General features: G+C 60.3%; 8 protein-coding genes and 3 pseudogenes. 2 read left to right on the forward strand and 9 right to left on the reverse strand.

Going from position 1 to position 26,117, the window contains the following annotated elements; all coding sequences use genetic code 11:
- Positions 1–99: 99 nt before the first annotated feature.
- The 4 genes and pseudogenes from ABQZ00_RS18300 to ABQZ00_RS18315 all read right to left on the reverse strand — a co-directional run.
- Positions 100–15,108, reverse strand: coding sequence for an SDR family NAD(P)-dependent oxidoreductase (locus ABQZ00_RS18300; RefSeq protein ID WP_349775720.1), 15,009 nt, complete (start codon positions 15,106–15,108; stop codon positions 100–102).
- Positions 15,109–15,613: 505 nt separating this feature from the next.
- A pseudogene (locus tag ABQZ00_RS18305) lies at positions 15,614–16,161 on the reverse strand (integrase core domain-containing protein); the annotation flags it as partial.
- A 14-nt stretch (positions 16,162–16,175) separates the two neighbouring features.
- A protein-coding gene (locus tag ABQZ00_RS18310; protein WP_323522792.1) for an IS3 family transposase occupies positions 16,176–17,296 on the reverse strand; the annotation gives its coding sequence in 2 pieces (ribosomal slippage) (positions 16,176–17,038 and positions 17,038–17,296; 1,122 coding nt in all).
- A 73-nt stretch (positions 17,297–17,369) separates the two neighbouring features.
- Positions 17,370–18,082 (reverse strand): annotated as a pseudogene (locus ABQZ00_RS18315) (transposase); the annotation flags it as partial.
- A gap of 534 nt (positions 18,083–18,616) precedes the next feature.
- Here ABQZ00_RS18315 and ABQZ00_RS18320 point away from each other — a divergent pair.
- The gene (locus ABQZ00_RS18320; RefSeq protein ID WP_323522791.1) at positions 18,617–19,300 is read left to right on the forward strand and encodes an acyl-homoserine-lactone synthase; all 684 of its coding nucleotides are present in this window, start codon (positions 18,617–18,619) and stop codon (positions 19,298–19,300) included.
- A gap of 24 nt (positions 19,301–19,324) precedes the next feature.
- On the opposite strand, the gene ABQZ00_RS18325 is transcribed toward ABQZ00_RS18320, so the two are convergent.
- Positions 19,325–20,089, reverse strand: coding sequence for a helix-turn-helix transcriptional regulator (locus tag ABQZ00_RS18325; protein WP_323522790.1), 765 nt, complete (start codon positions 20,087–20,089; stop codon positions 19,325–19,327).
- 553 nt (positions 20,090–20,642) lie between these two features.
- On the opposite strand from ABQZ00_RS18325, the pseudogene ABQZ00_RS18330 reads away from it, so the two are divergent.
- Positions 20,643–20,850: pseudogene (locus tag ABQZ00_RS18330) on the forward strand (transposase); the annotation flags it as partial.
- 251 nt (positions 20,851–21,101) lie between these two features.
- Here the strand turns inward: ABQZ00_RS18330 and ABQZ00_RS18335 are convergent.
- The 4 genes from ABQZ00_RS18335 to trpE all read right to left on the reverse strand — a co-directional run bounded on the left by ABQZ00_RS18335 (position 21,102) and on the right by trpE (position 25,842).
- On the reverse strand, positions 21,102–22,325 hold the full coding sequence (locus tag ABQZ00_RS18335) for a tyrosine-type recombinase/integrase (RefSeq protein ID WP_323522789.1): 1,224 nt from the start codon (positions 22,323–22,325) through the stop codon (positions 21,102–21,104).
- A 187-nt stretch (positions 22,326–22,512) separates the two neighbouring features.
- Positions 22,513–23,268 carry an SIMPL domain-containing protein gene (locus ABQZ00_RS18340; RefSeq protein ID WP_323538549.1) on the reverse strand — a complete coding sequence of 252 codons (756 nt, stop codon included), beginning with the start codon at positions 23,266–23,268 and terminating at the stop codon, positions 22,513–22,515.
- A 13-nt stretch (positions 23,269–23,281) separates the two neighbouring features.
- A complete protein-coding gene (locus ABQZ00_RS18345) occupies positions 23,282–24,367 on the reverse strand; it encodes a threonine aldolase family protein (RefSeq protein ID WP_323538548.1) in 1,086 nt (361 codons plus the stop codon).
- Entirely contained in the window at positions 24,367–25,842 is a 1,476-nt protein-coding gene (gene trpE, locus ABQZ00_RS18350; RefSeq protein ID WP_323514483.1) for an anthranilate synthase component I, read from the reverse strand. Before trpE ends, ABQZ00_RS18345 begins: the two co-directional genes overlap by 1 nt.
- Positions 25,843–26,117 lie beyond the last annotated feature (275 nt).

Consider the following 26,117-nt stretch of genomic DNA (forward strand, 5'->3'; position numbering starts at 1 on the left):
CTCCCGTCTCGCTTTTGCCTCATCGATCCATCCTCAATTCCGGACGCACAGCGCAGCATGTGCGCCTCGCCCCGGTCACCTTTCGTTTCGCGCCGCCGGTCATTTGGCGAGAGCCTCGACATCGCCGGACGCCGCGCGCAGCGTGCTGCGCAACTGACCGACCGACAGATCGCCGCCAAGAAAGCGCTCCAGCAGACCGGCGGCCTCGCCAGTCGGCGCATCGCGCGTTGGCAGCGCACGCACGGCGTGACCGATCTCGCCGAACTGCCGCCCGAATGCGGCGACCAGGCTGGCGACCGGCGCGTCCAGATCGCGCAGCATCGCGCCGGTCAGTTCGACGATCAGTTGCGGAAGTTTCTGCATCTTCTCGTGCTCGAACAGCGCACGGCTGTACGAGTGGAAGATGTACAGACGTCCATCGATCCGCAGGAACTGGAAGAACATCGAAGCGAGCGGCTGGTCGAGGAAGTGGATGCGGCGCTGCTCGAGCACCGCATCCATGTACGTGGACACGCCGTGCTCGCCTGCGACACTGACGTTCGCCGTATCGATATCCGCGCTGTCCAACACGACATCGCCGACCATCGCCGTGTACCCGGCATAACCGTCCAGACCAACGATCTGTAGCAGTTCCGTCGCTGGAATCCGCGCATGTTGCAACCCGGTCAGCAGGGTTCGGCGCACCGCGTACAAGGTGTCGAGCACGCTTTGCCGCGCGTCGATCTCGAACGGCACGAACGCGACGTTCGAGAAGTCGCCCAGACATGCGGCCAACGCAGCGCGATCGCGCTGGTTGTGGATCACCTGCAGCACCGGACGATCGTTGCCGAAGAACTCGCGCAACACGACAGCCAGCACTGCCGCGAACAGCTGCGGATACGAAATGCCGTGCTCCCTGCTCAGTGTCGAGATCCGATCGCCAAGCTCGGGCGACACAGACACGATCTGGTTCACCGCGAGCTTGCGCGACGACGGCGCCGATGCGATGTCGTCGCGATACGGCAAGCGCATGGCGACATCGACGCCGGACAGCGAGTTGCGCCAGTACGCACGGTGCACCTCGGCGTCGGCCCCGCCCGCATCGTGTTGACGAAGCGCGTACAGCCAGTATTGGTCGCGTTGCGCATAGGCGTCGGCGCGTACTGCTTCCTGGCCATCGAGGCTTTCGTACAGCGCCATCAACTGCGAGAACAGCAGGCCCGGCGTGAACGCGTCCGCGTGTGCGTGATGCGCAACCACACCAAGATGGAACGCACCGTCTGTTTCTGTAAGCCACATCCGAATGGCCGAGCCGCCGTGTTCCTCCAGCATCTGGTGACTGCGGCAGCTCTGGATGAACTGATAGAAGGCCTGACGGCTGCTTGTCGAGATCAGATCAAGCGACACGCATACCAGTTCCGACACGCATTGCGCATAACCGTCGCCAACCTTCACGTAACGCGTGCGCAGCAGGTCCTGCTGCCGCGCGAGCAGGGTCAATGCATGCTGCAGCCGTTCGAAATCGACGGCGACGGCATGCAGGCGGAACACGTGGAACACGTTCCAGGCAGTGTTGTCCATCCGCTCGGTCAGATACAGGTTGCGCGCCTGCTCTTGCGACAGCGGCGCCCACAAGCGTCCGGGTACGAGCGCGCCAAGGCTCGCCGCGACCGCGTCGTGGGGAAAGTGCCGCAGGTGCGCGTCGATGTCGACCGAGCGCGTGGCCAGCAGCACCGCCTTGTCGGTATCGCGGAACACCGCGATGCCCGCGTCGAGCATATACGACAGCACCAGATGCCGGTCGATCTGAGGCTCCGGCGCCGACGCTTGCGGTGGCAACGCGAAACTCGCCACGCTGGTCGGCGCACGCAGCGCCGCGAGCCGTTCGCCAAACCACGGGTACTGGACCATCGGCAGCGTCATCGCCACCGGATCGGATGTTCTCTCGCGCCCGCCGTCCGGCGGTGAGAACGCACCGAGCCCGTTCAAATACTCGACCAGTTCCGCCGGCGTACGTCGGTCTAGCAGGTCGACGAGTTGCACCTCGACGCCCATCTGCTCGTTGATCGCCGACAGCAACCGCATGCTCATCAGCGAATCGAAGCCCATCGTGCTCCAGTTCGTATCGGCGCGCAACGCGTCGGGTTGGTCGCCCGTGATCGCCGCGACCTGCCGCAGCAACCAGCGTTCCGGCCGTTCGGCTGCCGGCTCCTCCGGTGCGAGGGGCGCCGCGATCGCCTGCGACAGTAACCAATGGCGGGTCCGCTCGAACGGATAGGCGGGCAGCGACAGTGGCGCCAGATCGCTCGCGGCGAATCCGCGCCGAGCGTCGAACGCGACATCGTGCACATACCAGCGAGCGGCATGCGCGAGCGGCAACGCGTCCTGCCCTGTGTTGAACTCCGCGGCATCGCGGCGCAGTGCCGAAAGGCGCGCTTGATCGGCCGCCGACTCCGCATCGCCCGACGCCGAGTCGAGATTCGTCAGCACGTCGGGATCGGCCTCATTTGCGAGGAACCGCGCCAGCAAGGTCTCGGTGTGCAAGCGATCGCGCACGCGCAGCGCGCACCGATAACGGAAGTGATTGCGCCGCAACAATAGGTTCGCGGAGAGCTGCGCGAGCGACCATGGCGGCGCCGGCGTGGCGCTTACGTAATCGAGCAGATCGCGGCAGCGCTGCCGCAGCGCGTCGACCGTGGGCGCGGAGATCGCCAGCAGCACCGGCTCCGGTCGCGCGGACGATGCCGTGAAAGCGGCGGGCGGCGCTTCGGACACAACCAGATGGACGTTGATGCCGGTCGCACTGTACGAGCTGACACCCGCGCGACGCGCCACGCCCGCCTGACGCGGCCACGCCCGGACGCGCGTTGGAAGCTCGAACGTGTCACCGTCGCTGCCGGCGATCGCCGTCGCGGGATCGATGTTCGCGGTCGGTAGCAGCGTGTCGCGATGAAGCGCAAGGATCACCTTCAGCAGATGTGCGATTCCGGAGGCGGCAAACGAATGACCGACGTTGTTCTCGACGGTGCCGAGCACCAGCCGCTGCGTGGAGCGCTCACCGAACACTTTCCGCAGTCCTTGCAGTTCGACCTTGTCGCCGAGTGACGAACCGCTCGCGTTGGCCTCGAAGAAGCCGATCGAATCGGGATCGATGCCGAAGCTCCGATAGGTGGACGTCAGCAGATCCGCCTGCGCGACGGCGCTCGGTGCCGCGATGCCCTGGGTCCGGCCATTGTGGTTGCTGCCCCACGCATCGAGGACGGCGTAGATACGGTCGCCGTCGCGCTCGGCCGCATCGAGTGGCTTCAACACCATCGTGCCGACCGCCTCTCCGGGCAGCATGCCGGTCGTACCGGAGAGCAGTGCGGCACCATGTTCCGTGTCGCTCAGCAGGCGGTAGTAATGGCTGGTCGCGATCAGGTTGCGCGTCGAATACACCATCGCGCCGCCCGCGATCGCGATCTCGCACTGACCGAGCCGCAGGCTGTCGCATGCATGCCGAATCGCCATCAGCGACGATGCGCAGCCCGCATCGATCGCCATCGTCGGCCCGGTCAGATTCATGTGATACGCAACGCGGCCAGGCAGCGTCGATTGCGAGACCTGCGGCGCGATGCCGAGTACGGTCTGGACGTGCAGGTTGTAGTCGCCGCCGCTGCCGGTGAACACCCCCCAGTTCGAGCCGGCGAGTCGATCGGACACGAGACCGGCATCCTCGACGGCGCGCCACGCCTCCTGCAGGAACAACCGCTCGGCCGGCTCCATCAGTTGCGCCTCGTTCGGGCTCAGATGGAAGAACGCATTGTCGAACTCGTCGATGCGCTCGAACAGGCAACCGTAGTCCGTCGCGCCGTCCGCCGAGGCGAAGCGCCCGGCCGGCGCCGCGCGAATCAGGCTCTCGCCCGCAGACAGCACGCGCCAGAACGCATCGACGTCCTCGGCACCCGGAAACCGCGCCGACAGGCCGATCACAGCGACCCGAAACGCGCCCGGTCCGGCGCTGGTCGCCGGCGCCGCGGCTGGCGCCTGTGCGACGATCGGCGCGCTGTCGGCGGGCGTCGCATGTTGCGCCGCGGCCGGGTGCATGCGATGCATCGACGCGAGCACGGGACCGATGACTTCCTCATTGCCGATGCCCTGGCTGCAGAGCTGGAAATGGTCGTCGCCGCCCACGATCACGGTGCGAACCTGCGGCATCTTCTCGACCCATGTATCGAGCAGGGGAATCATCGATCCGTGCACGCGCTGCAGCTTGTACAGATAGTTCGGGTTGTAGACCTCGTCGGACGTCGCCTTGGCGGTCTCGGTACGAAACATCAGGATCTCGACCTCGTCCGGCCGCGCGAGCGGTTGCCAGCGGTATTCGCGCATGCTGCGCAAATTGTTTCGGTGCGTGTCGGACATCGACCGCAGGCGCAGGCGCAGGATATCCGCCGCCTGGCGAACGCCCCGCTCGACGATGAGCGCGACGAGGCTCGCCTCGACCTGGTCGGCATCGAGCGCTGCGCCGTCGTCGATCCGCAAATCGGACTCGGTGATCACGAGATCTTCCCATTTGACGATCCCGGCCCTCTTGCGCTGCCGGAATGCCGGATCGAGATGCAGCATTGCGATCATCAGGAAGTTCGCGTTGGTCAACCAGTTCTGCAGCTCGTCGAGCGCGAAGATTTCCTCGTCGCGTTGGTCGGTGATGAGTGGCGTCTCGAGCATGAACACCGACTTCACGTGCTTGCCCGCGTGTTGCAGTACGCGCGCAACCTCGTAGGCGACGACCCCACCCATCGACGCACCCATCACGTAATACGGTCCGACCGGATCGATCGCCTGGATCACCTCGGCGTAGTACTCCGCCATCTCGCAGGCGTCGGCGCACAAAAGCCGTTTCGTCAGGAAACCCCGCGCTTTGATACCCACCGCGCGGCAGCGTGTGCCGACCGCCGTGACCAGCCTGCCGAACATCGCGACGTCGCCGGACGCCGGATGCAGGCAGAACAACAATGGGCCCTCCCCCTCGGTCTGGAGCGGCACCGCTTCTTCATAGGTGCGGCCGTAGCGGCGCAGGTTTTGCTGCAGTTCCGCCTGACCGAGCCATGCCGGCGGCGAATCGGCAAGCGCCGCGGTGTCGGCCCGCCGGAGCACAGCGAGATGGCCGGCGAGCGCGACGATCGACGGATGATCGAACAGTACTGTCTCTTCGAGATCCAGGCCCAGTCTCGCCGAGAGTTCGCGGACGAAACCGACCATCCGGATCGAATCGACGCCCAGCTCGAAGAACGTCACGTCGTTGTCGAGGATCTCCGTTTCCGGGTACTGCAGGATCGTTCTGACCAGCTCCTTCAGTTGCCGCAAGACCGCATCGGTCACCGGTGCGGCCGTCTCGACGCGCGTCCGGCCGGCCGTCGCGAGCGCGACCGGCGCACTGCGACCGGCAGCACCGTCATCCATCCCGGTAGCGCGGTCCACGGTGGCCGCGCGCAAGCGCGCAACGTGTTCGCAGAACCTGGAGATGGTCGGGTAATCGAACAGCACCGTCTCGTCGAGGTCGACTGAGAGCCGGTCCGCGATTCCGCTTACGAACGGCACCATCCGGATCGAGTCGATGCCGAGTTCGAAGAACGTCGCCCCGTCGTCGATCGCATCGGCCTTGTCGAAACCCAGTAGCGCACCTATCGCATCTTTCACCTCGGCGACGATCTCGCGCAACGTCGCCTCGGGCGACACAGGTGCAGGCGATGCTGAGGGCGAAGCCGCGGGTCTCGACGCGGCCTCGTTGCGCTGCGCGGATGCCGCGGGCGAGTACGCGGCCACTTCCGGTTCGACCGGCGCCGAGGCTGAGCCCGTGCGCCCACTTACGCCCGGCGCATGCGCTGGCGCGCGCCAATAGTCGCGCGTTTCGAACGGGTATGCGGGCAGCGCGAGCGGCGCGCCATGCGCGTTCGTCCACGCGCTGCCGTACGCATCGGACCAGTCCACATTCTGCCCGTCCACCCACGCCTGCAACGCCACCTCCAGCCGCATCTGCGCATGCACGGACGCCACAGGCAGCGTGGCATCCCTTTCGCCAGACGTCGGTGGCTCGCCCGACGCCATTGCGCGCAACCGGCCCATCAGCTCCCGGCGGCTCGTGACGACACAGCCGGTGCGCACCTTCATCGCCTCGCGGCCCTCGTGCAGCGTATAGGCGATGTCCTCCAACCGATGCTCGGGATATGCAGCGAGATGATCGTGCAGATCGGCGGCGACGCGCTTCAAGGCCTCTGCGGTGCGCGCGGACAGCGCGATCGCGACGACGGCGTTGGCGGTGCGATCCGCAGGTGCATCCACTCGGTCCGGCGCCTGCTCGACCACCATCGCCGCGTAGGTGCCGCCTGCACCCGCAGCCGTGATCAGGCATTTGCGCGGGCCGGCCTGCGCCGGCCAGGGTTCGTAACGCGTGACAAGTCGCAACCCGCTATCGGCGAGCAGATCGCTGTCCAGCGATGTCTCGTCCACGAGTGTCGGGGCGAGCGCGCGGTGCCTGAGCTGCGCGACGACCTTGCTGAGTTGCGCAATGCCGGCGGCGGCTTCCGGATGGCCGATGTTCGGCTTGACCGAGCCGATCGCGCATGGCTGCGTCCGCGTGCGGAACACGTTCTTCAACGCGCCCCACTCGATGGCGTCGCCCATGCTCGATCCGTTCGCAGCGGATTCGACGTAGGCGATGTCGTCGACGTGATTGCCCGAGCGTTCGATGACCTGAAGAATCAGCGTCTCCTGTTGCGCGAGGCTCGGCGCGGTATAGCCATGCGTACGCCCGCTGTGGCTGACGCCTGTCGCCGTGATGACCGCGTCGATCCGGTCGCCGTCGGCGAGCGCCGCGTCGAGGCGCTTCAGAACGACCGCGCCGACCGCCTCGCCGGGGATGAAGCCGTTGCCTTCCATCGCGAAGCAGCGCACCTGCGCGTCGTCGCTCAGCATGTCGAGCCGTTCCAGCGCGAGGTAATCGTTCGGATGCAGATGTAGATTGACGCCGGCCGCAATCGCAAGCTCTGCCTCGCCATGCTGCAGATACCGGCACGCGTGATGGATCGCCGTCAACGACGACGTGCACATGGTGTCGAATGCGATGCTCGGGCCGCGCAGGTCGAGGAAATACGACACGCGGTTAGCCATGTTCGCAAACGAGGTCGACGTGACGGTCTCGCGTGCGTCGGCGCCGCCGGATGGCACGGCGGCGCCCGAGGAGAAGTGATTGAAACCGCTCTTGGTTGCGCCGACGCAGACCGCGACATTGCGCCCGTGCCGCGCATTGAGCCGCTGGCGCGTGTAGCCGCTACTTTCGAGCGCTGCCCAGCTCGCCATCAGCACCAGCCGCTCCTGCGGGTCGATCGAATACGCGTCGATGGGCGCGATCTGGAAGAAGACCGGATCGAACTGCGCGAAATCGTCGAGGAACGCGCCCTTGCGGCCGCGCAGCAGCGGATGCACGTCGCTCTCCGGGTCCGCCTGCGGACCGTACCAGCGGCGCACCGGCAGCTCGCCGATCTCGCTCGATTCGGTCTTTAGACGGCGCCAAAACGCCTCGAACGACGGCGCGTTCGGGTAGCGACCGCCGATACCGATGATGGCGATCGGCTGTTCGCGCGGAGGGTCGGCATCGCGCATAGCCGGCGTGTTGGCTGCGCTGCGCATCGCAGGATGCACTGGCGGCCGGGCGGCCGGCGCATCCGCCGGCTGTATCAGCCGCGCCGGCTCTGCCGCGGAGCGCGTCGCGAGCGCCGGCACCGCCGGTTCGCTCATCGCATGCGCGGGCACAAAGCGGTCGGCGGGAATATCCTGAATGCGGATCTGCTCTGCCAGATAGCCGGCGAGCGCCTCGAGCGTCGGATATTCGTAGAACAGCGTCCTCGGCAGCTGGCGGAAGCTCCCGGCCAGCACCTTGTTCAACTTCGCGAGCATGATCGAATCGAGACCGAGCTCCGACAGTGGCCGATGCGGGTCGATCGCCGAGGCATCGAGTTTCGTAGCGTCGCCGAGCACACGCTTCAGATACGGATACAGATCGGCCGCGGCCAACACCGAGGGCGCCAGAGTGAGCGCAGACGGCGCCACCGGCTGGCGACCGCCCCTCTCCGCTGGCTGCCGGCGCGCCGACGCGGCCAGCAGACGAGCGACCTCGTCCTCGATACCGGTCCCGACGAACACTTGATGCGCGTCCGAGCCAAGCGCACGATCGAGCGCCCGCATTCCGGCGTCGTTCGAGATCGACGCAAGGCCGTGCTGTTCGTGCAACAGCGTCGCTAGCTCGCGGTCCAGCGTCATTCCGCCGTCCCGCCACAACGGCCAGTTGATCGACACGGTCCGACCCGAGCGCGCACCTGCGCGCACCTGCGCGGCGCGGCGATGTGCGAACGCATCCATAAACGCATTGGCCGTCGCATAGTCGGCCTGGCCAGAATTGCCGAGCACGCCCGAAATCGACGAGAACAAGGCGACGAACGCAAGCGGCTGGTTCCGCGTCGCCCAGTCAAGATTCAGCGCGCCGGCGACCTTCGGCGTCAGGACCGCGCGGAAGTCCTCCTCGGACTTGTGCATCAGAAATGCGTCGCGGACGATGCCCGCGCAATGGATCACACCGTGAATCGGCCCCAGCGACGCGCAAATCTCCTCGACGCACTCCGCAAGCGCGCGGCGGTCGCCAACATCGACGCGCCGGTATGCGACCCGTACCCCTTCGGCGCGCAGCGCGTCGATCCGGTGGCCCTGCGACGAACGCATCAAGTCGGCCTCGTCGCGACGCGCGAGCAGGACGATCGTCGCGTCGCGATCGTGCGCGCCGATCCATCTGGCACACGGCAGCGCAAGTGCCCCCGATCCACCGGTGATCAGGTACGCGCGCGGCGCACCGGCGGAGACGACAAGCCCGTCGAAGAACGGCCCGATTGCCGGCGTCAACGGCTGCCATGCGCGTACGCACCGTTGCGGACAATAGCGGACCGCTACGTCGCGGCCAGCGCGCATTTCGTCATGCAGAACATCGAGCCATGCGGCCGCAGCCGGCGCCTCGTCCAATACTATGCATTGCGCCGACAGATTCGGATTTTCCTGCCCCGCCGTCTTCAGCAGCGCCGCGAGTCCGTCCAAGGTTTCGCTGTCTGCGCCGGCCGCCGTCACCTGCACGAGCACTGGCTCGTGCAGACCGTGCAAGAGCCGCTCGCGCAGCGACGCGAACAGCGCGGCTGCGTGGTCGGCAAATGCGGTGTCCTCCGGCTGTACAGGCGGCAAGAACTGCACGGTCGCGTCGGTTGCGCCGAGCGCGGCGCGCAGCGCAACACTCGCGACGGTGTCGAGCCCGCAGAACACGATATGGCGCGCGCCGCTACGCGCCGGCAAGCGCGCCTCGGTGGGCAGATCCTCACGGACCCATGCCGGCGTGAACAACGACGCGTCGCCATCGGCGGAGGCAACGGAGGCCGGAGCCGGCTTCGCGGCAAGTCCTGCAGGCGCATACGTGTGTTCGAGCCAGTGCGGACGTCCGCGGAACGGATAGGTCGGTAGACTGATCCGCACCGGCGGGGTCGGGGCATGCAGCTCCTCCCACGGCAGGGTGAAACCGTGCAACCACAGTTGCGCAATCCGATGATGGTCGTGCTCACGAGCCCATTTCCGGAGCAGCTCGAGCATGTCCGGCTGGCGGTCGAGAAAATCGCCGAGTACATTGCGCTCGGCCGTGCTGCCGCACAGCCAGCACGGGTCTGCGCCAGCGCCTGCCGCGAATCGCTCAAGCGCATCGAGCAGCGTGCTCCGCCCGTCGACGATGAAGACGACGCGGTGGTCCAAGTGTTGACGGCCGATCTGCAGCGTGTAGGCGATCGAGCCGACATCGCACGCGATCGCGTCGACACGCAGCAGATGTTCGCGCAGACGATGGGCGATGAGCGGCAAAAGCTCTGCCCGATGCGCGGACAACGGCACCAGATGGCGCGTCGCGCCGCCAGGTGTGCGCGCCGCACGCGCGGGCCACGCCTCCAGCACCACGTGCGCATTCGAGCCGCCCGCGCCAAAGTTGCTGATACACGCGGCGACCGTCCCTTCGGCCTCACGCTCGGACCAATCGCCGAGTGTGCGCTGTACCTCGAAGCCAGCCGCCGCGAAATCGATCGCTGGGTTGCCCTGCTCAGAGGTCAGCGTCGGCGCCCATTGGCGATGGCGGAACTGCAGCAGCACCTTGCTCAGGCTCGCAAGGAACGCGTTCGATTCGCCGTGGCCGACGTTCGCCTTTACAGATCCGATGCGCCGTACGCTCTCGCCGCCGATTTCGCGGAATGCGCGGCTGAGTGCGCTGACCTCGATCGGATCGCCGAGCGCGGTGCCGGTGCCGTGCGCCTCGACGTACGCGATACCTGGTGCCGGCACGCGCGATGCGCGCAGTACGCTCGCGATCAGGCCAGCCTGCGCGTTCGGATTCGGCACGGTGAAGCCGTTGGTCTTGCCGCCGCTGTTGATCGACGACGCTTTTACGATCGCGTAGATGTTGTCGCCATCGGCAGTTGCGCGCGACAGCGGCTTCAGCAGTACCGCGCCGACGCCTTCGCCGAGCAGCGTGCCGTCGGCGTGCTGCCCGAACGGCGTGCAGCTGCCGCTGTCCGACAGCATGCCCGTCTGCGAGTACTGGATCAGGCGACTCGGATGCAGGATTAGGTTCACGCCACCGACGATCGCTGACTCGCAATTACCATCGCGGATCGACCGGCAAGCGAGATGGAACGCGGTGCCCGACGACGCGCAGGCCGCGTCGATCGCCATGCTCGGCCCGGTGAGGTCGAAGTGGTACGACACGCGATTCGCGATCTGGTAGTAGTCGGTGTGGCGGTACTGCTCGGGATGCTGCAAAGCATGCAGATTTGCGTACATCGCATAGTCGTTCGACAGCACGCCGACAAACACGCCAGTCGAGCGATCGAGTGTATGCCGCGTATAGCCGGCATCCTCCAACAGCCCCCAAACGACCTGCAGGAACAAGCGCTGCTGCGGGTCCATTAACTCGGCTTCCTTCGGCGTGATGCCGAACAGCTCTGCCTCGAAGCGCTCGATTCCGTCTAGATAGCCGGCACGGTCCATGTAACCGTGCAGCGTCGATGCAATGCCCGGGAACGCGCGATCGATCAGCTGCCGGCGCGCTTCGGGCATCGGCACGATCCGGCACTCGCCGGTCTGCAGCAATTGCCAGAACGCGTTCATGTCGTCGGCGCCCGGATAGATGCCGTGCAAGCCAACGATCGCGATGTCCTCGCGGGTACCGTCGCTCTCGTTCGCTTCAGCATGGTCGGCCGGCGCCCGCCGCGACGTGTTGGACGCCGCCGGCGCAGTGGGAGTTGCGGCCGGATGTGCAGTTTCATGTGCAGCGCCAGGCACGCTCGTGCTGTAATCGGTGATCAATGCGCGTACGGCGCTGTGCAGGGTACGATGCTCGAACAGGAAGGCCGGCGCGAGGCCCGGTACGAGCTTGGCAAGTTCGACAGTCAGGTTCACTACGTCGATCGACTCGAGACCGTATCGCTCGAGTTCCTCGTATTCGTCGATCGTGTCGGGACCGATACCTAGCACGCGCGCGTAGCGCGCCTTGACTTCACGCATCAGTGCCGCCTCGCGCTCCGCCTCGCGGCCAACCACGCCCATCGCCATACGCTGGTCGGCTGCAGCGACAGTCGCACCGGCAATCGGCTGCACGTCCGCTTGCATGGCACCGAACGCGATCGCCTCAACGCCGGACACGCGGATATCGTCGAATGCCAGGTTCATACGTTCCGCGATCTTCCCGTAGTCTACGTCGTGCGTCAGACGCCGTTCGTTTACGATGAATGGCGGCCGATGCTCGGCCGGCGCGTCATCGCTGCCCTCCTGCTGTGCCAGATATGCCTGCCGATCGAGCACGGCGCGCAAAGTCTCGCGATCGAACAGGTAGCGGCTAGGCGTGGCCTCCGCACCATCGCCGGAGACAATCTCCTGTGGCGCGATTTTGTCCAGAAATTGCCGGAACGGCGTGTTTTTCCTGGTAGCCGCAAACGCAACATGGACCTGCCCGACGCCGGTCTCCTCAGCGATTTCGATGAGCCGCTGCATCACCCGGTCTTCCACGGTTCGGCCGAGCACTCGGCAACTGAGTAGGAACGATTCGACGTAGAGGCACGACGGTTCGAGTCGATACGCGACGAATCCCGTCGTACCGTAGTCACCGAATCGGTCGACAACGTCGATCACGAGCAGATGCCATGCGTCGTCGCGCATCATCGCAATGACTTCCGACCGGTCACGCCGGATCGTGGTGTTGTTGAACTGGTTCGTGCGCAGCGTCAGCTGCGACGCGCGATCCACCATCTCCGGCGTCATCGGTTTGATCGCAACGTGCAGATTCAGTCCTTCGATGAAACCGCGGAACGACTCGGCGGACTCTCGGAACCTTTCACGTTGCGATTGCTCACGATACATCTGAGTGCGCGCACTGTCCTCGCGGGTCAAGGTCAACTGGTCGAACACCCACAGAAGCCCCGTCCACTGCGACAGAGGAACCTCGCTCTGCGTCGTGCAGATCGTCAGCACTTCGGACGCATTGGCCCGAACCTCCGCGCACTCCAGCGGGTTGTCGTCGAAAAACACGAAGCTGTTCAAGCCAAGATCGAGTTCGCCTGCGAGCGCACGGAGATTGCTGGATTTCGGCAGCCAGTTGATCTTCGCAGCGGCGATATCGTCGCGCGTGAGCACCATGTCCGGATGCTGGTCGAATACGTGCCAGACGTCCTCCTCGCGATTCTTGCTGCAAAGACACAAAATGAAACCCCGGCCTAGCAGATCCTTCATCGAGCGCTGGAACCCGCGCATCTGTTCGTCGATCACGAGATTGCGGACGTCGTTCTCCTCGCCGCAAACCCCCTTCCACAACGTGTTGTCGCAGTCGAGCACCACCACCTTCGCTGTCTGCTGACGCTTTGCGTTTAGCATGCGCACGGCCAGCGCCGCCAGAAAGCGGAAATAGCTCTGCACATACGGGATATGCGCGATCCGGTTACGCTGGGCGTCGTCGATCCGACCGGGGTCGATGTCGTGGATCGCGTGATAATCTCGCGCAAATACGGTCATCAGGTTCGGCAGTTCGATCGCGAGGGCCGCAAACTGCGCATAGACCGCCTCGAGCAAGGCCGGAGCACCCGGATCGGCCGGATCTAGGCGCGGATCGGGACAGACGATCAGCAGTTGCGTTGCGCGACTGCGCTTGGCAAAGCCGCGCAACGCAGCGACGAACTCATCGGCGATCTGATGAACGAACGCCTCCTCGCCGGACAGATTGAGGCCGCTGTCGCGCCAGCAGGCATCGCGCTCGTATAGCCAGTCCGACACGCGCACATACAGCAGGTTGGCCGTACCCTCGGCCGTGTTCAACGTACTGTCCGGGCTCACCAGATCCTGCATCATCCGGTTGTAGCCAGTCTGCCGAACTGCGTGCTGACCGGGCAGGCATGCCAGCCATCCGTCGAATTCATCGAGCATCGCATCGAGCGTGAAGTTGCCGGTCAACATCAGCACCGACACCGCAACCGCCGCAGCTTTATCGGAGAAATTCGTCAGCAGACAATGCCGCTCATCCATCGTCGACAGCACGTTTACGATCCGCATCGCAACCTCGTCTGGCGCCTGCGCGTTCAGTATTCGCGTCGGCGTGTTGCTCATCTCGGTCAACAGGTTCGACGGACGCACGACGAGCGTGCGGACCGACGGTTCGGCGTCGGCAAGCTCCCGCACGCGCGCTTCTGTCTGTCGCTTTAAGTCAACGTAATGCGCATACCCCGCCGGCGAGGTGTCGACCATTTCCGAAGAGATCGCCACGCATGTACCGCCACTTGCCGCGAGCAGAGTTGAGAATGCACTGAGCGGCGCATCAATGAGATGCAAATTGCGCTTGACGTAGTTGGCTCGGTAAAGTAAGGATGACGCGTCTTCATCCACCCTTGAGGGAGGTTCGCAAGCATTGCAAACCAGGATGTCAAGCCGTTGGTGTTTCGCAGACAGCTCAGCTTCTACAGAGGCAAGCCAAGTGCTGTCTCCGGCATTGCCATGAAGCAGTGTCACAGATAGACCATGCTCCTCTAGGTCGCGAGCTACTTCACGTGCTTGATCACCGCTATCTCGGTAATTTAGATAAACGTGTGCGCCCAATACAGCAAGACTTCGAACAAGCGCTGAGCCAAGTCCCCGCCCTCCTCCTGTAACGAACGCAATCTTGCCTGAAAGAAGATGGGTCTCTGAGCTCTCAAGCGCAGCGATGTAATTTCGGACTGGTAAATCAGTTATTTTCTTTCTAACGAACGATCGGAGCTCTCCCCGTGCGAATGTTGATTGCGTGTCATCTACCAACAATTGCGTTTCTAACAATCCATAATCTCGATTAAAGTGTTGCGTCGATAGAATATATTTGAAATAACCACCTTGCGATCCTCGCTCGAAATTTAAGCTCAACCCAGAAAATATCGCCCGCTCCCCAGGCAGTTTCATACCGGTCAGGTAACTTGTAAGTGCAAGCATGTCAATTAACGCTGAACCATACCGCTTGACTGCACTTTTATAAAATTTACCAAGTCCTGTCGACGCATAGCTACCAGTCATCGCCACGCCAGCATTGAGCACAGCGTCGTCGTAGTCGCAGATATCAGAAGCCTCTTTAATATATTCCTGCTGCTGCCCAGCAGGTTCATACTTAAGCTGGCTTAGAACAGCTTGCCCGTTATCATCTCCGATCAGCCAATAAATTTCGACTTGTATTAGGACCCGCCTTCCTTCCCGCACGGAAAACCTGCAGAAGCCTTCGCTTTCTAGATCGACTGTGCAGGAGTAATTACGATTCACATAGAGAGGATTTTTAAATTTGACTTTAAGCGTACCCAGCCTCCCTACCAATGTAATATTTATTCGTTCGAGTGCTGCTAAAACTCCCATCACACCGGGTACAATGCAGGCGCCAAAGGAAGATCGCTTCCCATATTGAGGATCTATATGAAGTGGGTTGATATCCCCGCTTAAGAGCGAGAACAGGTCAACTTCTTCTTGACTAAAAGCAAATGATTCATCTAATGGCGGAACTAATGATGCAGTTTCCATGGGAAATTTTACCTTTGCGAGCCACGGAATGTTCTTAAACGAATTTTAGAAATTCTTGTAAGAAATTAATGAGGTCAACTGGCGACACCATCGTTAACCAAATCAACCTTCTCAACATCCCGTAAAATTCCTAGATTCTTCGCTTTATATTTCTTGCTATGCTTATATAAAATGGCATCATTAGACCCCCCCCGCACTTTTGTCTACTAGCAATTGGAAGCTAATATGATGCTCTTGTTTTTTCTTATGTACGTCCTATGTGTTTCTATTTTTTTATTTTTTTCTATAACAGCACTAAAAAAATCGAGGAACTCCAAGCCTAGAATCGACCAAGAATGTGAAGAGAAATATAGATTTATTTGCGCGCTACGGTATCTTTTTAGAGAAGCAACGAGATGTGGATATTTTGATGCTGCCAAACACCTGAAACGCGCGCTTGATAGTATGCGTTGATGTCCTGCCTAGCGGCTTACTTATCTATATGTCGACTCCCCGCAATTCAATGTCAGCTAAAGCTAGGGGTCTGCGGTTGATGTTGATCACGGAACTCGGCGGGCGTTAGCCCGCCCAGGCTGTCGTGCGGGATCTGCTGGTTGTAGTCGGCAAGCCAGTGTTCGGCCTGTTCGCGAACCTCGCTCAGTGTGCGGAAGAGATGCATGTCCAGCACGCCGCGCCGGTAGCTGCCGTTGAAGCGTTCGATAAAACCGTTCTGAATCGGACGCCCCGGCTCGATGAAGTCCAGGGCGATGCCCTTGCGCTCAGCCCACTCGGCCAATTCGGACAACAGCGCAATAACATCATTATCCCGATCGGGACGACGCTGATAGCGCATCGTCGAGCGCGCCACGCCAACCACCGAACAGGCCCAGCGCTCGCTCCAGCCATGCTGCTCGACGAGCCAGGCAAGAAGCGGGCGCTTGTCCGCCGGGTCTACAACTTTTTTGCGATGACATCTTTGAGTGCATGGTTTTCCATCGCGAGCTCGGCATACATGCGTTTGAGCTTGCTGTGCTCGGTCTCCAGGTCGCGAAGGCGCTGCACATCAGCTGCCTCCGTAAGCTCCCCCGTCAAGCAGGCACTTCAAAAGTAGAGCTTTCGGCGTGCTTGTTGCGGCACTCGACCGGGGTCATTCCGCCGAGCGAATCATGGGATCTTGCTTCGTTGTAGTCGATCATCCACCAGTGGGCGGCTTCGCGCACATCGTCGAGGCAGGCGAAGAAATTCAGGTCGAGCACTTCCTCGCGGAACGTGCGATTGAAGCGCTCAATGAAGGCATTCTGATTTGGCTTTCCCGGCTGGATGTACTGCAGTGCGACGCCATTCGTCTTGAGCCAGCTGGTGAACGCTTCGCCTAGGAACTCGGGGCCGTTGTCCGAGCGCACCACCTGCGGCAAGCCATGATCGCGTTTGATCTGCTCGAACACACGCACAAGCCGTTGCGAGTTGATCGAGGTGTCAACCTCGATGTGCAGCGCCTCGCGATTGAAGTCATCCACCACGTTGAAGGTGCGAAAGCGTCGTCCGCATGCCAGCGCATCGCTCATGAAGTCGACCGACCAGACCGTGTCTGGCAGCCTCGGCACGTAGAGCGGCACCCGCTCACGCTTGGGAAGGCGACGCTTTGCAGCGCGGCGTAGGTTGAGCTTCATGGCCTTGTAAACGCGATAGATGCGTTTGGGATTCCAGCCTGGTTGCTGCTTGCGAAGGTAGTCGCTGCACTTCCAGAAGCCACGACTGGGGTGCGCTTCAACGTAACGCGCGATCTCGGCAATCAGCTCGGCATCGCGCACCGTCCAGTCCAGAGGCGGTGCGTACCAGGCGGCACGCGACAGCCCGACGCGTGCACAGGACCGGCGCAACGGCCGCGCGTGGACCTCGATAAGGAACCGCACCGCCTCGCGCTTACGCGCCGGCCCTAGAGTTTTTTTGCGATCAGGTCCTTCATTGCCGCATTGTCGAGCGCCAACTCGGCGTACATCCGTTTGAGCTTGGCGTTCTCGGACTCGAGCTCCTTGACCCGCAGCAGCTCGGACGCCTCCAAGCCGCCGTACTTGCTCTTCCACTGGTAATAGGTCGCCGTGCTGATGCCGACCTGGCGACGGCGACAGATGTCTTTGACTGGAACGCCTGCGTCGGCCTGCTTGAGCGTGGCGATGATCTGTGTCTCGGTGAACTTCGATGTGCGCATGGAACCTCCTGACTTGGGAACGATGCCAGAAAGATCTACTTATGCGGTGTCTGCCGATCGGGGGAGCTTACGCGATCGCCAAGGCTTCCCGGCTGAAGTCATCAATGATATTGAACGTGCGGAAACGCCGACCATCCCACAGCGCATCGGACATGAAGTCGATTGACCATCCGGGACTGGGCCGTTGTCCGCACACCAGCGGCTGTGGATGGCGCGTCGGGACCCGGCGCCTGCTGCGACGACGTTGATTGAGCTTCATCAGGCAATACACGCGCCACACCCTTTTGTGATTCCACACATGCCCACGACGGCGGATGAGTTGAAACAGCTTTCCAAAACCACGCTCGGGAAAGCGCTCGGCCAATTCGGACAACAGCGCAATGACCTCCTCATCGCGATCGGGACGGCGCCGATAGTGCGCTGTCGAGCGCGCCACGCCAACGACTGAACAAGCCCGGCGCTCGCTCCAGCCGTGCTGCTCGACGAGCCAGGCAAGAAGCGGGCGTTTGTGCGCCGGGTCTACAGCCTTTTTGCGATGACATCCTTGAATGCATGGTTTTCCATCGCGAGCTCGGCGTACATGCGTTTGAACTTGCTGTGCTCGGTCTCCAGGTCGCGAAGGCGCTGCATATCAGCTGCCTCCATGCCACCGTACTTGGACTTCCAGACGTAGTACGTCGCGTCGGAAATACCCAGCTCACGGCACACATCCTTGACTTGGCGGCCGCCCTCAACCTGCTTCAGCGTGGCGACAATCTGGCTCTCGGTGAACTTGCTCTTGCGCATCGTTGGTCTCCTCGGGGGCTAGTGTGCCCGGAGACCTCTAGTGATGGATGGATCAATTTTACGGGGGGCTGACAAATACAGTCCTGCAGCTGGGCTGATAGTGGGCCCGACATATGCGTTTTACCGAACTGATAGAGCGGCTGAACATCGGCCGTGATTTGCCGATCCAGATGCACAGTGGCGATCCGGCGGCAACGAGCACACTAACGATCTACTTCGCCAGCTCCTGTCCAAAGGGGCGGACCTAGCCACCATCAGCCAGAAGTATCTAAACCACATCACGTTACTGATGAACGCGCATCCACCGACAATCACCGGTATGGAATACACCCAGGGAGGCGGTGGAAAAATAACTCGCGCCGATCAAATCATGCATTGCACTTGAATCTTTAGATCGCCTTACCGTGCGGTTAGATGCACGCGCGACATAGGGCACCCGGTAATTTTACCTGCCCATCAAAGCAGTTATTTCCCCAGATTCAATCTCTCGCCAAATGATTAATCATTTTTTTAATCATTGGATGAGAATTATAAATGATATTTTTATTAAAAAACCATAGTTCCGAAACGCATAATCATTTATTTGAGTCTTTTCTTGAACTTCGCCATGATATTTTCATTAAAAAGCTAGGCTGGCGCATCCCGACGGCGAACGACAAAATAGAACAGGATAAATTTGATAACGATCAAGCTATTTATTTAATGATAAATAATAGCCGGGGCCAAGTGGTTGCAGGTGCCCGTCTAATTCCAACGTCTACTCCCGGAATTATAGATATGTTCCCGGAACTGATTGATGCTAATTCACCGAGGTCTTCTCGAACTTTTGAAATAACCCGTTTTGCCATTGACCAGCGCAAGGATCGCATAAGAGACAACTTAGATCTTCGAGCTTCTTTACTATGGGGCATTCAAGCTACAGCGCTGGCTATCGGTGCCGATAAACTTGTCTCAGTAACTTATCTCCATCTAGAAAGTATGCTGACTAAAACGGGTTACTCATTTAGACGACTTGGTCAAATACATGAAATTGATGGTGTGCCGACCGTGGCACTTGAGCATGAAGTTTCAGTAAAAATCCTAAACGATTGCCGCAATCAAATCCGATCCAGCGAGGTACGCCAAAATATTCGACTTCACTGCATTGGCAATCAAGATCAGCACCACGGCAGCATTATCCATTCACCACCTGCTGTAGAGCAATCCCTTCATGACTAAAATTCAGCGCTAACCAGAGAAATGTTATAACTCAATTAATCCTAATATTATTGCTTTCACGACTGCATGAGCTCGATTTTCAGAATAAAGTTTCTCTCTTGCAGTTTCCGTGTAAAAATCCACGCTTTTCTTTGAAATTTCTAGTATTTGCGCTATCTCAGCGGCTGTTTTACCCTTCGCAATCCAGGTCAACACATCCACCTCTCTGGAAGATAACAGTGTCTTTCTGCGAGATGAAATTTCTTTCATCGATTGGCCAAATAGAATTTTCCTAGCCCTATGGTGAAAACATTGCGCAAGTATATATATTTCGGAAATTGATGAAATTAATCTTTCCTTTTCCGCCAGCCCCTGCGGCACAAGACTAATCGCAACTGATTCCCCAAACTCGGCTAATAGAGGAAATGTAATTCCACTTGATAAACCAACGCCACGCGCCTCCATCATGACGCCCGCCTGCCTTTTACTTAATCCACTTAGATCTTTTATGTTATCCCAATCAACAAAACCTGATTTCGAAGATAACAATTCAATTACCGGATCAATAGTATCGTATTTTTCCCAGAAATAATACGACAACCAATCTTGGGGATAATTCGTTATTAAAAAACGCTGAGAATCAGACGCCAGATGGCTGTGAGATATGAGTGGACTTATTCGATGGATATTATAGGCGAAAAATCTTACGCCGTAGGCTAACAGGTACTTTTCGAACTTTTCTTGCAAGTCCTTTTTGTCGTTACAGGCTTCCACTTCCTCTATAAAACTTCGAATAAGATCATTTAGCATTCCAATCCTTATCTAGGTCGTGCAGCAGGTCTACTATTCAATTACAGTAGACGTCAAGATGCATGTATCTACCAAGCTGATAATTGCCACATCGTTGAGATAAGTCAATTCGAATTTACTTACTTTTTGTATAATTGAATCGACATACTTTGTAAGAGCCGGAAAAACTGTTTGTCTCTGATTTATGCAACGACCATCCCAGTTCATTTTGCATGACATCACACAAAAAAGAGGGCGAGAATCAATCTTAATCCGAGCAATAATCTGCCTCGCGGTTTAGACTGCCACCTCGGGGGTATGGTTCCAGGAAGTATGTTACGAAAAAATCCCCTGCTCTACGTTTTTTTGAATTTAGTACTTTCGCTTTATTAATATGCACTGAGCAGACACGTATCGGATCGATTAATGCCAGCCGCGGATAGCGCTGGTATAGCTTAGTGCCTGACTCTGGCTGACGGGTCAAGAGCTCCGATCGGCTATTGAACAACGCCCCCCCCGATTTTAAGAATCGCACTAGTTTGGAGTCCAGTTCTCTACCCCGAGGAAATTGGACGTGAAGAAGCGTTTTTCCGAAGAGCAGATCATCGGCCTCCTGCGCGAGGCGAAGCGGGCGTGGCGATCAAAAACCTTTGCCGGCGCCATGGTTTCAGTAAAGCCTCTTCTGCCTGTGGCGCAGCAAGTTCGGTGGGATAAGCGTGTCCGACGCAAAGCGGCTTAGGCACCTTGATGCCGAGAGCGCGCTATTGAAGAAACTGCTGGCCTAGCAGCTGCTCGATAACGACCTGATCAGGGACGCGCTACTTCAGATAATTCCAAGCGCTGCATTATGCGACGCTGTTCCATACCTCGTTGCACGCGATGTTTCAGCAAATCACTGAGATTCCGATCACGAGCGCTGGTATCGACGCCCCCCCACCCCGAGTAGCGACTGCAGTGGGTGTGCAAGGGTTCGGATGACGCCAGATGATGTGCACTGGGCACCGGCTAACGGCTGTTCCTCAGCACAGTGATTTTAAACCTTATCTAACACATATACCGCTCTCGATATTCTTCTTGCTGGATTCTCAACAAAATCTGCCCATTTTTGCATCATTACTTCTCGTTCGTGCATGTACTCGGCCTGGTTGTAACTCGCCCGAACTTTATTTCGCTCGGCGTGAGCAAGCTGGCGCTCGATGACATCGAGACGAAAGCCCATCTCGTTTAGAAATGTTGATGCCGTTGCGCGGAAGCCATGCGCGGAGAAGCCGATACTGCTTTTTCCGTTAAAGCCCATTCGCTCAAGAGCGCGATTCAACGTGGTGGCGGTCATTGCCTCTTTCGGTGTCCGGTAGTTCGGAAATAGAAAGCCACGTCCACCTGTGTACGTTTGCAATTCCTTCAACAGCTCGATAGCCTGCCTAGATAGCGGAACGACATGCGGTTCGCGCATCTTCATCCTTTCGGCAGGTATCCACCATGTCGTCTGATCAAGATCGAATTCCTGCCACTGCGCGTTGCGCAGTTCCACAGTACGAACGAAGGTCAGTAACATCAAACGCAAGGCAATGACTGTTGTGCGATAGCCACCGTACTTCTCCAGCGCAGCGCCGAACTGCACAATCTGCTCGCGCGACAGGGGCTTATGGTGCTGGACCTTTGGGCGATGAATTGCGCCCCTCAAGGCAGCTGCAGGGTCGTTGTCTGCACGGAGCGTAGCAACCGCATAGCGAAAGATCGCTGAAGACCATTGCCTGACAAGCAAGGCGACAGTGGAGGCTCCACGCTGCTCTACCCGCCTGATGATCTCAAGCAGGTGAGCTGCCGTTACGGTGCGAATCGGCAGCCTGCCGATATGAGGAAAGACATCCGCAGTGAGGAAGTTTTCAACTTGCCGCTGATAGTACGGCGTCCAGCTTCCAGACTTCTTCGAAATCCATTCCTCCGCGATTGCTTCAAACGTATTAGCATTCGCTGCGTGGTTGGATAGCCGCTCCGCTTGACGGCTATGGGCAGGATGAAGCCCCTGTTTTACCAGCGCGCGCACCTTGTCATGCTCGGCGCGCGCAACTGCCAGCGATACCTCCGGATACTCGCCCATGGCATAGACGTTTTCCTTGCTAGCGATACGGTAGCGATAGCGCCACAGCTTTGCCCCGGTGGGCCGCACCTCAAGGTAGAGACCTCCGCCGTCAGTCAACTTGACTGGCTTAACGCCAGGCTTGGCAGTTCTGATTTTTGCGTCGGTCAGCGACATGCGCGGGTATCGGCCTATTGATACCCGCTACGATACCCGCAAATTCACTGGATTACGATGGATCCAAACGAATCACACTGGACAAGAAATGCTTTGAAACCTTTGATACAAAAGGCTTTCCAGGACTCTGGCGGACCATCCTGCACTGCAATGCTAGTTATCGAGCATCAGCAGCATGGCAAGGGACTCATTGCGCGATCAGGAAGACCGCATAGATGTTTTCGGAAATCGTGAGCGAACCCGCCTCCAGCGAATCAACGGTAGCTCCAACGTCGGCAGCTGGTGCTGGAGGCAACGGCGGCCCGGACACTAGCGATACCTGGACCGGCCAATCGCCAGCTTCGACTCCATAGGAAAATTTCGGCGCGACATCGGAAATCGTATAAAGGCCACGAAGAATGACTCCATACGCCTTCGCGAGTTCGGCGGCAGAGGCACGCGATTGTTCGGCAGCTTGGCGCTTGAGTTGCGCTCGCAGCTGATCTTCCTTGCTGTAAGAGGTCTTGATACCAGACAGTTCCATCTCGCTACTGGTTTTTATTTCGCTCAGGAATTGGCGAACATCCTCCAGCGACTGAAAGCTGCCACCGATACCGCGCTTGACCTCAGTTCCCTCGAAATCACGCTCGCCTTGCTGCGAGTATTTATAGGTAGGCTGGATCTGCAGCGATGAGGCTTCGATGCTGTCCTTAAGCACGTGATGCCTCTTCAGCGCGGTCAAGATGTGCTCTGCCGATGCCTGGACACGCTTTCTGGCAGCTTCCGGCTGCAAATCGACCGCGCGCAGGTTGACGCTCAGCGAGAACCGATCGGGCATCACCTCGCGCTTGGCCTCCCCCTTCACCAGTAGGTGTGGTTGCGACGGTAGCGTATTGATCTGGGCGGCTGCCACGAACGGCAGGGCGAGAAGGCTTGCGAAAATCCAACTGGTCACTCGCTTCATCGTTCTCATCGTTTCATCCTTGAGAGTGGTAAGGCAGGTGCACCGGGAGTGGCAGAAGCGCAGCAACATCCGCACACAACCGATCGACTGCATCGGCCGTGGTCGCCCATGAGGTCACGAAGCGAATGACCAGCCGTCCATCGCCGCGCGTTTCCCAGCGTTCGAAGTCGTAGCGTTGCGCGAGTTGCTCGGCCTGCTGCGCGGTGACGGCGATGAACTGCTGATTGGTTGGCGAGTCGCTGGTGAATTCCGCGCCTGCTGCCAGCAGGCCGGCGCGCAGACGCTGCGCCATGGCGTTGGCGTGCGCCGCCAGTGCGAAGAACAAGCCATCCTCGAACAAGGTGGCGAACTGCGCGCCGAGCACCATGCCCTTGGCAAGCAATGCGCCGCGTTGCTTGATCAGATAGCGCAGATCGGCCTGCAAGGCAGGATGGATCACGACCAAGGCTTCGCCGAGCAGCGCACCGTTCTTGGTGCCACCGATATAGAACGCATCGGTGAGCACGGCAATCGTCGGCAGATCCAGATCGTTGCCGTTGGCGGTGAGCGCCGCGCCTAGCCGCGCGCCGTCGAGGTACAGCAGCAGATCGTGTGCGCGACAAAAACGCGACAGTGCATCGAGTTCGGCGCGCGTGTAGATAGTGCCGCTTTCGGTGCTGTTGGAGAGATAGACCAGCCGCGGCTGCACCATGTGCTCGTTGCTGTGCACCTCCAGCACTGGCGCGATCAATGCCGGCGTCAGCTTGTCGTGCAGCGCCGGCACCGTGAGCACCTTGTGCCCGGTCGCTTCGATGGCGCCGGTTTCGTGCGTGGCGATATGCCCCGCTTCGACCGCAATCACTGCCTGATGCGGGCGCAAAAAAGCACTGATTGCGATCAGGTTGGTCTGCGTGCCGCCCACCAGCAACTGCACGGCAGCCTGCGGTTGCGCGATGGCGTTGCGAACCAATGCCGCAGCACGTTCGCTATGCCGATCGGTGCCATAGCCGCCGTTCTGCTCGGCACTGGCTTGCACCAACGCCTGCAAGACGCGCGGATGCGCACCTTCGCTGTAATCGTTGCGAAAGCTGATGCGCGCGGCGCCGCCCTGCCCGTCCATCACAGCCCCTTTGCGGCCTGGGCGACGGCGCGAAACAGCGCGCGTCCCTTGTTCATCGTCTCCTGCCATTCCAGGTCGGGGTCGGAGTCGTAGACCACGCCGCCGCCGGCCTGTACATACAGATAGCCGTCCTGGATGACCGCGGTGCGGATGGCGATGGCGGTATCGGCATCGCCGTGCCAGCCGATGTAGCCGACTGCACCGGAGTAGACGTTGCGCTTGACCGGCTCCAGCTCGCGAATGATTTCCAGCGCACGAATTTTCGGCGCGCCGCTGACGGTACCGGCGGGGAACGTGGCGCGCAGCACGTCGCTGTAATTGAGGCCGGCCTTGAGCGTGCCGGTAACCTCGCTGACGATGTGCATGACGTGGCTATAGCGTTCGATGACGAACTGCTCGCCCACCTTGACCGTGCCCGGCTCGGCAACGCGACCGACATCGTTACGACCCAGGTCGATCAGCATCACGTGCTCGGCGCGCTCTTTCGGGTCGGCCAGCAATTCTTCTTCCAGCGCCTTGTCCAGCTCCGGCGTTGCGCCACGCGGGCGGGTGCCGGCGATCGGGCGCACGGTGACCACGCCATCGCGCAGCCGCGCCAGGATTTCTGGCGACGAGCCGACGACCTGGGTGCCGCCGACATCCAGAAAATACATGTACGGCGAGGGATTGAGCGCACGCAGCGCGCGATACACATCCACCGGGCGCGCACGGAACGGCACGCGCAAGCGCTGCGATGGCACCACCTGGAAGATATCGCCAGCGCGCACGTATTCCTGCGCCTTGCGCACCACTGCGTGGTACTCCTCGCGGGTGAACGAGGAATGGAAATCCGATTCGTCGATGGCGTCGGAGATCTGCGCCTGCGGATACCCGGCGCCGCCCTGACGCAGGCGATGCGCCAGCTCGTCCAGTCGGCGGTTTGCGCGCACATACGCCTGCGGCTGACGCGGGTCGGCATGTACGATCAGATACAGCCGACCCTTGAGATTGTCGAACACCGCCAACTCTTCGGAGAGCATCAGCAGAATGTCGGGCGTGCCCAGTTCGTCGGGCTTGTCGCCGCTGCCCAGGCGCGGCTCGATGTACTGGATGCATTCGAAGCCGAACCAACCCACCAGCCCGCCGGTGAAGCCGGGCAAGCCATCGAGTTGCGGCACCGAATGCTCGGCACGCAGTGCGTCGACTTCGGCCAACGGGTCGGCGACGTTGCGGGTATCGATGACTTCGCCGTGTTCGCTGACTTCCAGCGTGTGGCCGCGGAAGCTATACACGCGCCGCGCCGGCAGGCCGATGATGGAATAGCGACCGAAGCGCTCACCGCCTTCGACCGATTCGAACAGATAGGTGTAAGCGCCGTCGGCGAGCTTCAGATAGACCGAGAGCGGCGTGTCCAGGTCGGACAGCACTTCGCGGACAACGGGGATACGGGTGTGACCTTCAGCGGCTTGGCGCTGGAACTGCTCTGCAGTGATCAAGACGACTTTCCTTCCGGGACTCTGTGGCGGGGCGGACGACGGCAACGGGCCACCATCGCCACCAGCGGCGAGCGGAAGAGAAGGAGCGTGGGGTCGTCAGGCGGGACACGTGGCTACTGTAGCGCAAGTGCCGCTTCAGGGCAGCAGGTGCGCGGGCGGATGCGGTGCGAATTGCGAAGGCGCTTTGGGTAGTGTTGGGTCGGGGTTGGATGTTGTAGTCAGCGCATCTCGACGCGGATGGGTATCAAGTCCGGGCAACGCGAGCCTGTCGTTGC

Source organism: Xanthomonas sp. WHRI 10204 (genome assembly GCF_040202875.1).
In the GTDB taxonomy this organism is placed as follows: Bacteria; Pseudomonadota; Gammaproteobacteria; order Xanthomonadales; family Xanthomonadaceae; genus Xanthomonas.

Coding starts and splice junctions, on each gene's coding strand:
- ABQZ00_RS18300 (WP_349775720.1), bottom strand. CDS start 15,108: ATGGAAACTGCATCATTAGTTCCGCCATTAGATGAATCATTTGCTTTT.
- ABQZ00_RS18320 (WP_323522791.1), top strand. CDS start 18,617: ATGATATTTTTATTAAAAAACCATAGTTCCGAAACGCATAATCATTTA.
- ABQZ00_RS18325 (WP_323522790.1), bottom strand. CDS start 20,089: ATGCTAAATGATCTTATTCGAAGTTTTATAGAGGAAGTGGAAGCCTGT.
- ABQZ00_RS18335 (WP_323522789.1), bottom strand. CDS start 22,325: ATGTCGCTGACCGACGCAAAAATCAGAACTGCCAAGCCTGGCGTTAAG.
- ABQZ00_RS18340 (WP_323538549.1), bottom strand. CDS start 23,268: ATGAAGCGAGTGACCAGTTGGATTTTCGCAAGCCTTCTCGCCCTGCCG.
- ABQZ00_RS18345 (WP_323538548.1), bottom strand. CDS start 24,367: ATGGACGGGCAGGGCGGCGCCGCGCGCATCAGCTTTCGCAACGATTAC.